General features: G+C 45.1%; 10 protein-coding genes. 2 read left to right on the top strand and 8 right to left on the bottom strand.

Going from position 1 to position 8,333, the window contains the following annotated elements:
* Window positions 1–240 precede the first annotated feature (240 nt).
* The 6 genes from DEU29_RS11765 to DEU29_RS11735 all read right to left on the bottom strand — a co-directional run bounded on the left by DEU29_RS11765 (window position 241) and on the right by DEU29_RS11735 (window position 6,063).
* Window positions 241–1,077 carry a macro domain-containing protein gene (locus tag DEU29_RS11765; RefSeq protein WP_133540556.1) on the bottom strand — a complete coding sequence of 279 codons (837 nt, stop codon included), beginning with the start codon at window positions 1,075–1,077 and terminating at the stop codon, window positions 241–243.
* A gap of 755 nt (window positions 1,078–1,832) precedes the next feature.
* Window positions 1,833–2,738: a TlpA family protein disulfide reductase gene (locus DEU29_RS11755; protein ID WP_133540554.1), complete on the bottom strand. Its 906-nt coding sequence runs from the start codon at window positions 2,736–2,738 to the stop codon at window positions 1,833–1,835.
* Window positions 2,739–2,872: 134 nt separating this feature from the next.
* Window positions 2,873–4,114: a hypothetical protein gene (locus tag DEU29_RS11750; protein WP_133540553.1), complete on the bottom strand. Its 1,242-nt coding sequence runs from the start codon at window positions 4,112–4,114 to the stop codon at window positions 2,873–2,875.
* A gap of 218 nt (window positions 4,115–4,332) precedes the next feature.
* Window positions 4,333–5,007 (bottom strand): hypothetical protein, encoded by a 675-nt coding sequence (locus tag DEU29_RS11745; protein ID WP_133540552.1) that lies wholly within the window; start codon window positions 5,005–5,007, stop codon window positions 4,333–4,335.
* On the bottom strand, window positions 4,997–5,719 hold the full coding sequence (truC, locus tag DEU29_RS11740) for a tRNA pseudouridine(65) synthase TruC (protein WP_133540551.1): 723 nt from the start codon (window positions 5,717–5,719) through the stop codon (window positions 4,997–4,999). The genes DEU29_RS11745 and truC overlap by 11 nt, the downstream gene beginning before the upstream one ends.
* Complete coding sequence (locus DEU29_RS11735) at window positions 5,719–6,063, bottom strand: YqcC family protein (protein ID WP_133540550.1); 345 nt, start codon at window positions 6,061–6,063, stop codon at window positions 5,719–5,721. The genes truC and DEU29_RS11735 overlap by 1 nt, the downstream gene beginning before the upstream one ends.
* A gap of 93 nt (window positions 6,064–6,156) precedes the next feature.
* Between DEU29_RS11735 and DEU29_RS11730 the strand changes: the two genes are divergently transcribed.
* Window positions 6,157–7,185 (top strand): DUF3549 family protein, encoded by a 1,029-nt coding sequence (locus tag DEU29_RS11730; RefSeq protein WP_133540549.1) that lies wholly within the window; start codon window positions 6,157–6,159, stop codon window positions 7,183–7,185.
* A 3-nt stretch (window positions 7,186–7,188) separates the two neighbouring features.
* Complete coding sequence (locus DEU29_RS11725) at window positions 7,189–7,512, top strand: DUF3301 domain-containing protein (RefSeq protein ID WP_133540548.1); 324 nt, start codon at window positions 7,189–7,191, stop codon at window positions 7,510–7,512.
* A gap of 14 nt (window positions 7,513–7,526) precedes the next feature.
* Here DEU29_RS11725 and DEU29_RS11720 read toward each other — a convergent pair whose 3' ends face one another.
* Together DEU29_RS11720 and DEU29_RS11715 are read right to left on the bottom strand one after the other, a co-directional pair.
* A complete protein-coding gene (locus tag DEU29_RS11720; RefSeq protein ID WP_133540547.1) occupies window positions 7,527–8,159 on the bottom strand; it encodes a GNAT family N-acetyltransferase in 633 nt (210 codons plus the stop codon).
* A 39-nt stretch (window positions 8,160–8,198) separates the two neighbouring features.
* Window positions 8,199–8,333 (bottom strand): DUF3192 domain-containing protein, encoded by a 135-nt coding sequence (locus DEU29_RS11715; protein WP_279513250.1) that lies wholly within the window; start codon window positions 8,331–8,333, stop codon window positions 8,199–8,201.

Raw genomic sequence — 8,333 nt, 5'->3', positions numbered from 1 at the left:
ACACGCCTTGGTATGCCTGTGAGCGAAATGGTGCGCTAACCCCGAGTTGGGGAAAGGGGGAGTTTACCCTCAATAATGATTTGATCAACAAGGCCTGCTGTAGCTTACAAAATCTCTAGTTGCATGAGCGCCCAGACTACCTTCAGTGAAAGGCTCACTGACGTAAAATGCTGAATAATTTCCGTTTCGATATGCCATTTCTGATCCTAACCTTATAATTTTCGTTATTGGTGCTAATTGTTAAAGCCCATTGTTGGACGATTTAATATCGAGCAAGTTAATAGTGTCCATTTTCTTCGGATGAATAATAATAGTTAGTTTTGCTGGATATTTGAATCGCATTTCACTAATCCTGAATGTCCAAAGCATGATCTTAAGCAAGTCTTCATCACTGATATTTTTGTGCTCCTTAATCCGCGTTATCCCTGATCCGAAAATCGGGACCGAAACGCTTTTTTGTGCATAGATTCTATTTACCTTGTCCCAGAATTTAATAAGAAAGCCGAGATACTCCGGCATCGTCAACCGAGCTCGGTTTTTATCATCAAATTTCGAAAAAGCTGTTAAAAGATACTCACCATATACACAAATTGATCCAATTTCGAAGCGCGTCTTTTTTCCGCTCTTTCTCTCCGGATTTTTGCCAACAACATCTTCATCTTCGAAAGGATATTTTTCGATATAACGATCAAGATCAACAACTGAGGTGTCAAGATGGCTCTTAATGAATATGCCATTCAGTGAGTTGCCAGATATAATTTTTTCATCCACTTGCGTATCTAAATACTCATTAAATGCTATGACTTTAAAATCAGGCTGTTCAAATATATCCCCTTGTTTAATTATGACATCACTTCCCTCGATTTTAGTGTGAATCTGCTGCAAGTTATTAGATCTAACCCACAGAGCCACGTAAACCAATAAAAGCAATATTAAAAATATGCCACCCACTGCGAGCTTGCAACCTTTAGGTATCTCAACAAAAATAAATGTAAGGGACGCCACTACACTTATTACAGAGACAACTTCAAGAAATTGCCTGAAAATTCTCTTATCCAGAAAGCTTACCTTTGCCAAAGATTTTCTCCCTTAATTTGCCAACTTGATCTTGACTGATACCATTTACACCTAACATTTTTATATTTTGTGTGCGCATTTAAAAACTCGCACAATTGACAGTTTTTGTTTCTTAACTTACTGATCAAGCAGGCATTCCTGACTTGAGAGGTTCCGAGTTAGCAAAGCCGATTTGAGCATGCTCAGTTACAGTCTACCTCGCACAATATCTAATCTTTATTTTTTGTTATGTGATTGACAGTAAACGACTTAAATACACAACACAACAACACGCGCAATATTCGAAGTGAGTTTGCCTTGTATCGCTAGCAACACCCATACTTACTGATAACGGTAAAGCTAGCCACTAGTTGGAATAGGCTGAAAATCAGAAGGTCCGCTGCTCGCTCTTTGCAGACGGTGACAAACGCTTGCTAAAGGGCCTGAGCCTCAGAGCTTACCTCGACTTACGAGGTAAACTAGAGCTACTTGAAGTACCAGTAGCCGCAGTAAATCCAGCCACCCGGTGGAAATAAGAAATTGAGCAGGATTGCATAAAAGCCTACTAAAGGGAGGTTATTCGCTTTTTTCCGTGCAAATCTTATTGTGAAAAATATGACTATTACTGCCAAAACAAAAAGGATTTGTCCCCAGACAGTCGCTCTAATATCCATTTGAAACTTCCTCAGTTGAACTACTACACCATAGGTTAATAGTTATACCTAGTGGGGCAGCCTACCTTACTAAGTTAGTACTTGCCACTGCCCGTTCCTCGCTCAGAGCGGGCCTAACCTTTCGAGCCACTCATCAAATTCGTTTCCTACGTAAATCCCAAGGACCTTCTCATTTTCGTCTAGAACAAAATAAGTCGGAAAGCCGAGCTGACCTAGCGCTTGTAAAAGCGCAGACTCAACGAACTCGCCTTCATAAACAACGAAAGGATAAGAAATATTGCTAGCGGTCATGTGATCTTTAAAACCGTCAGTATTATTCGTGCCCACCAATCCAATAACAGTAATATCGTGGTCAGAGTCGTTATTTAATGCGTTCATTTTAGGGATAGCCTTACGACAAAAACCGCAGCCTTCGCTGTAAATCTGGACAATGGTCCATTTAGCTGACTGGTCTCTCGCTCCAAGAGTTAACCCTTGTCGGGTTTGCTTATCAACGTCCCATATTTTACCTAATTTCGGCGCGGTAATGGTTAACTGTGCAAGTGCTTGTTTAATGCCTTTATTGTTTTTGGCCTTCGCCTGTAAATATTGCTCTAATTCCAAACGATTGGCCTCATTGTTGGCTTTATATAACCGCACAATGACATCGCCGTCAGTAAAAGAGGTGGACTCAAACAGCGACATTGCTATTCCCTGCTCCTCAGCGAAGCCGACACTATTAAGTTTAGGCTGCAAAAAATGCGATTTACCTGAGGCATCGATAACAACAACTAAAAACTCGGAAATCAAACGATTGTTGTCATCGCTCATTGAATAAGGCGCAGCTATGGCTCCGGTTAATCGGTTGTCGTGCGCCCGAATACTAACCGGCGGAAAAATAGTTAAAGCCGAATGAAAAGGCAGCTGTGTTTTGTACTCTGTCCAGAGTAACCAATCTTTGGCGTCTATCCTGTCAGCCACCGCCGAAAAAGTGCTGACAAGTAACACGATTAACACAATAACCCGCATGAAATTCCCTTTATACTCATCTCTTATCTTTACATCATGTTTAATAATAAAATATTAAGCATGGACTTCACGGTTTTTCCAGAACAATTAACAGCTGTTTCGCTTTCGTCATGACACGTTTTATCGGCACGCGTTCAAGAGTAATCGCCGGCCAACAAAGCACTGAACCAGCGCGCTATAGTGCTATCGGACAGCGTTTCAATACGCTTGATTAAATCTTCTGTTTCGGTCACATCGTGCACCATATACCAATAAATGAGTTCAGCAAAAGCTTCTTTCCCGAGCTTTTCCTGTAACTTCATTAAAGCGATAGGACCGAGTCCGTAATTAACTTTATGCGTTGCTCTGCGATTAGTATCCGGCCGCCAGACAAACGCTTCACCCTCAGAGCGCTGATTCCATTGTTTCACGATTTTTTGGAATTCTTCTTCGCCATAAATACGCTCGACCTCTTTAGCTGAAATGTATTCGGCAAACGATTCAATCATCCAGTAGTCGTGTGACATCGCGCTGGCGAAGTCGGTCCAGTTGTGTGCGATTTCATGGCATAAATATTGATGTGTATGAACTTTTGTGCCCAAATTTTGGGAATTTAACGAAATGTGATTGCCTCTGGCGAAGCTAGGTCCTGGACGTTTAAGAAGAATAACTTGAGCAGAGTTTAGCGGTGCATGACTCCCGAACCGCTGATTCATTCTTTGGAGGCATTGTAGCCCCGCGCTCAAGACGAATTCTGCGTTCTCGGCGTTGCTTTCGTCGTGGACAACCGTAAAGCCTCCGTTAGATATGCTGTTGGGATTTTTTTCTGCATAGAGCGATACGTCGATTGTCGGGCTTGTGCTTTGAACACTATGCTTGCTCCTGTCACTGCTCACCTGCCCAGGGGCAAAAACTGTCCAATCTTCACTGAGTTCGATATTGACGGTACCTCTGATTGGAGTCGAAAAATCACTAAAAACAGGATACCAGGCCGAGTCAATGCTGAGGTGAACTTGGGAGGGGGTAATGAAATTACCATGTTGTGCGTCGTTATCGATGGCCCCGGAGTACTCGATTGTTACCCATTCATTCGTCGTCTTATCCGTTGAGCTGAATTTGACGATCACTTCATTCCAAATTGGCACCTTGTTGGATTGCTTCACAGCATAGCTCTCTACCCCTGTCCCTGATACAGACGTCACCGCAAATTTCTGATTTAAAAATAAGGCAACAGAACCATCAGCCAAATACTGTTGTGGTACTTCCAGTGTAGTTATAGCGCTTAATGCCGAGTCTTCCGGTAACAAGGTTAGCTGTGTACGGTACTCTACCGTATCCGTTGCTAATGCCGCACAAATGAACAAGCATGACATTATAGCGATTAATAGCTGTCGCATTATAGTACCTCAATGTCCCTATTGATTCGTTGGTCAACATATCATCACCCGAGCCAATGTCCAGCAACGAAAGTGTTGCTAAATATTTTCAATCTAAAACTACGTCTAAATTTTTCGTGTCTTTACTATCTGAGGGATGAGCTCAGGAGGCTTACAAAAGGAGAGCTGAGAAGACAGTAAAAGTTTTCCACTTATCCGACGCTTTAAGAGCTTCTAACTCAACGCCTTACACCATAAACCATTCGGCAAGCCGCGATATCAGAGCTATCGCTCATGGGGGTTAAGGTAACGATATCAACGTCGCCTAACTTATCAGAACGGGTTTCATTCGAAATACGATAATAAAAATTGATGTAAGGCTGCTTACTATATAACCGCAGATACGGCATATCCGGAACTTCCCAACGCCCGACTAGTTGATTATCTTTACTTTCGTATATAAATGTCTTGTCTCTTTTCAACGTCAGCGAGGGCTCGCTGGGACAGCTTTCACTATGGTACTGGTGAGCATAGTTTTGGTCCGATGCCGCCAAAGACTTAATTCCGGGAGGCAATAAATACAATCCAACACTATTTTGTTTATATAAATGATTGCCCTGTTTTAAGGGAATAACGGTAACCGATGAATACCCCTCTTGCTCGAGTGTTTTTAACACGGTATCCAGCGTTTTTTCAGCTGACAAAAGCGGGCTATACATTAGTGTTGAGGCGTTTACATTGTTCGGAAATGGGATATCCACCACTTCTACGCTAAAGCCTTGTTCTGAAAGCATCGTCCGGACAGGTTTAATATCTGTTTCGGTCAGATAACGTTCATTAAGGTAAATGCTGGGGGCGCTGGAACAAGCGCTTAAAAGTAGTGTGATTAGCAGAAAAATCCATTTAACTGACATAGGCAAACGCCCGCAGTAGTTCATCGGGGATATCAATGGACAGATCCAGTATCTCTTTGCTGTGTGGATGTTGAAAACGAATCTGAGTTGCTGCTAACAATAACCGGTCACAACCAAACTGATCACGGAAAAAACGATTATGCCGCCCTTCCCCATGGCGGCTGTCACCAATAATCGGATGCCGAATGTGCGACATATGGCGCCTTAATTGGTGTTTGCGGCCGGTTTTTGGCTTGAGTTCGACTAACGAATAGCGGCTGGTATCGTGTTTTTTGCTAACCTTAAAGGGTAATTCGATTCGTTTCAGACATCGATACTCGGTCACCGCCTGCTGTGCTTCCTTATCGCCGCGGGCATCTTTGTCAGCAATCTTATCCAGCTCTTCTTTTAGTGGATAATCAATAATGCCGCCATCATCAACATAGCCCCGAACTACCGCATGGTAAGTTTTCTCGACACTGCGTTCGGCCCATTGCTCGTTAACTAAGCGTGCGGTATCGCTATCTAATGCGAACACCAGCAGGCCTGAGGTTGGCCGATCTAAACGATGCAGCGGATACACGTGTTGGCCGAGTTGATCGCGTAGCAACTGCATGGCAAAAACTTTGGCGTCGCTCGCCAAACGGCTGCGGTGAACTAACAAGCCTGAGGGTTTATCAATAACGACAAGATGTTGGTCTTGGTAAATTATGGGTAATAACGATTCCGACACTAAACGTCATCCTGCAACGGGTCGGTACCACTGAGCAGCACATCGAACTCACGTATCAGCTCAATCAGTTGCTCGTGTTGCTCAAGCTCGTTACGGAACGTATGCGCCGCCATCGGGCTTACTGCAATTGATGAGGGGAGCGGCTGTTGGCCATCAATCAGCGCCCACATTCTGGGGATAAGCACAAATTGTAGCCACTGATGAAACTCCAGGGTATCCGTGGCGAAGGGTTGCTGGCTTTCCAGCGCCTGCACGGGAGGCTGATGCGACTGCCATAACCCCAAACCGTTAAGTTCTCGTTCTATTCTGTCCAGCAAACGAGCTGCCCGTTGATACTGCTCCATCGGAGACTCCGTTACCACATTGTTCTACAAAACCGATATAATGAGCGCAATAGTGAGTTAAACCTACATAAAATTCAAGTTTTTGGAGTTGTTGTGACGCAATCAATCAGTACGATCGGCGAATTTTTGCAGGCTGGCCAGGCAGATTATCAGGTCTATGATATGGGGCGTTGTCTGCGTGAGCTCGACCCGGAGGCCTTTGACAGTATCGAGCGCCAGCAGCAACCCTATCCGTATCCGATAAGGAAGCAAGCGCAACTTGCCGTTTTATTTAAGCATCGCCAACAACCGGATAATGATTATTTGTGGTTTATTCAGTTACCGCTGGACGAACGCGGGTTACTGAGCGTCGGCGCAAGAGACCATTATCTGGAGTTTGTTGTGAGTGCCTTGGGTCATGAAATTACCGGCAGCTTAACTAATGAGCAGGAAGAGCAATTAAAACAGAACCCCTACCTGTTTACCCCGACTGAGACACAACGCGCGGCACTACATGCACGCATCGCCGTCAACCGGCGGGCAGCCCCCAGTATTTACTTTGACGATGCGGAGGCTTTTCTTAGCGGACAACAAAATGACTGGAAAAATATTGGCATGCAGGGACTGCATGATTGCGCAGCACGATTACAGCAACTGCCACAATTAACCGCAACTATTGCCGAATGCTTTGACCAATACCCCGCACCTGTAAGAAACCAGCTAGCAGCTGCACTTGAGCATCAGGATGTGCCGGCGAAATTACGGGATGCGCTGGTGGCGATGATGGATGATGAGCGATCAACCGATCCAGCCGTCAAACGCGATGCCCTGCGTGCGCTTGCTTCCTGCGCCGAGCATGGCAGCGTTAAGAAACTCATACGACAGCTTGTGCCAAAGGCTGATGCAGATTTATTGACTATTATGTCGGCGCGGTTGTGGCCGGCATTGGCCGAACACGATACGCTAGCGCAGTATATTCACCAGATCGCGTTGCTGGATTCCGTATTGTTTGATGCGTTGTTCCAGGATGTTATCAGCCTGCCGCAATTGCGGCCGCTGGTGCTGAGTTTATTAGCACAAGGTCAGTTAAGCGATGACAGTTCGCAAGCGTTAAATCGCTTAAAACAAAACGTGCAGAGTTAATCTATGACGCTACTCGATGTAATTATCCTACTGGGGTTACTCTTGCTGGGCTGGATATTTTGGCAACACCGGCAGCAGTCAGAGAGTGCCTACCGCCATGCTGCCTATTATTGTAAGCAGCAAGGGTTACAGTTATTAGATGTTCGCCGCGATACAACTCGCTGGTCATTCAAGGGCCGCCAGCCGGGTTGGCGGGCTATTTTTAAAATGGGATTTAGCAGTGATGGCGAAACCCGCTACGAAGGTGACCTGGAGTTGCATAACCAGCAATTAATTGGCGTTGAATTGCCACCTTTCAGGATGCCCGACAGTACACCGATGCATTAGCAGTTAGCGCGGTGTCAGTCTCGCGAGTGAAAAAGAATTTCGCCGGGCAGTTCGGCAACTTCTATTTTTGCTAACGGCTGATAGCCGCGTTTAACAAAAAACTCGCGATAGTCCTCGCGTGTAACGTAAACACCGATACCCTGCGATTCATTGTCCTCATGTAACAGCGTATCTGCCGCTTTAACTAACAACTGACCTAATCCATGGTGTTGATATTGCGGCGATACTGCAATGAACGCCAGCATATGGTAAGGAACATCAGGCATCGCCTGCTGAATACGCCGTTCTTTTTCCAGCACCTGCCGGGTACTTAAAAAACCAGCTGTCATTAGCATCGAGATACGCCAGTGCCAAAAACGATCAGGACCAAAACTGGCCCCGGGGCGGGTTAGGCAGGCGACACCCAACAAGGTGTCGCCGTCCTTAATACCCACGATTGGCTGACCGCTTTCCCAAAAAGAGGTCAAATCTTCACGGATAGCGGCACGCAAACGTTTATCATAATCAGGCTTTTCTGCCCGAAATATTCGTTTGAATAGTTCGTCATCATGATAGGTTTGATACAAGAGTGACGCAGCAGCTTTAAGGTCTTCTGCAACCAAATAAACCAATTCACCGGTGATATTTTGTTCTGCAACGTCTGTCATTCGTACTCTCTTGTATTTTTTAGTTATTTAACCCTCAAGCTAGCGAGATTTTTTGACCTTGTCGAGTGCCAATTCGCCGGTTCCCGTCAATTTATCATCGATGAAAACGATCGGTGTACACTCATCACGTGTCGTCATGCCATCTGCGTGCGTGCGGTGAGTTCTGTCAGTGAT

Source organism: Idiomarina aquatica, from assembly GCF_004362895.1.
In the GTDB taxonomy this organism is placed as follows: domain Bacteria; phylum Pseudomonadota; class Gammaproteobacteria; order Enterobacterales; family Alteromonadaceae; genus Idiomarina.
Note: the sequence above shows the minus strand (reverse complement) of the source record. Positions and strands in the feature narration are given on the sequence as shown.

Excerpts from the sequence above, each read along its gene's own strand:
- DEU29_RS11750 (WP_133540553.1), bottom strand. The coding sequence starts at position 4,114 with ATGCGACAGCTATTAATCGCTATAATGTCATGCTTGTTCATTTGTGCG.
- DEU29_RS11720 (WP_133540547.1), bottom strand. The coding sequence starts at position 8,159 with ATGACAGACGTTGCAGAACAAAATATCACCGGTGAATTGGTTTATTTG.
- DEU29_RS11725 (WP_133540548.1), top strand. The coding sequence starts at position 7,189 with ATGACGCTACTCGATGTAATTATCCTACTGGGGTTACTCTTGCTGGGC.
- DEU29_RS11755 (WP_133540554.1), bottom strand. The coding sequence starts at position 2,738 with ATGCGGGTTATTGTGTTAATCGTGTTACTTGTCAGCACTTTTTCGGCG.
- DEU29_RS11735 (WP_133540550.1), bottom strand. The coding sequence starts at position 6,063 with ATGGAGCAGTATCAACGGGCAGCTCGTTTGCTGGACAGAATAGAACGA.
- DEU29_RS11745 (WP_133540552.1), bottom strand. The coding sequence starts at position 5,007 with ATGTCAGTTAAATGGATTTTTCTGCTAATCACACTACTTTTAAGCGCT.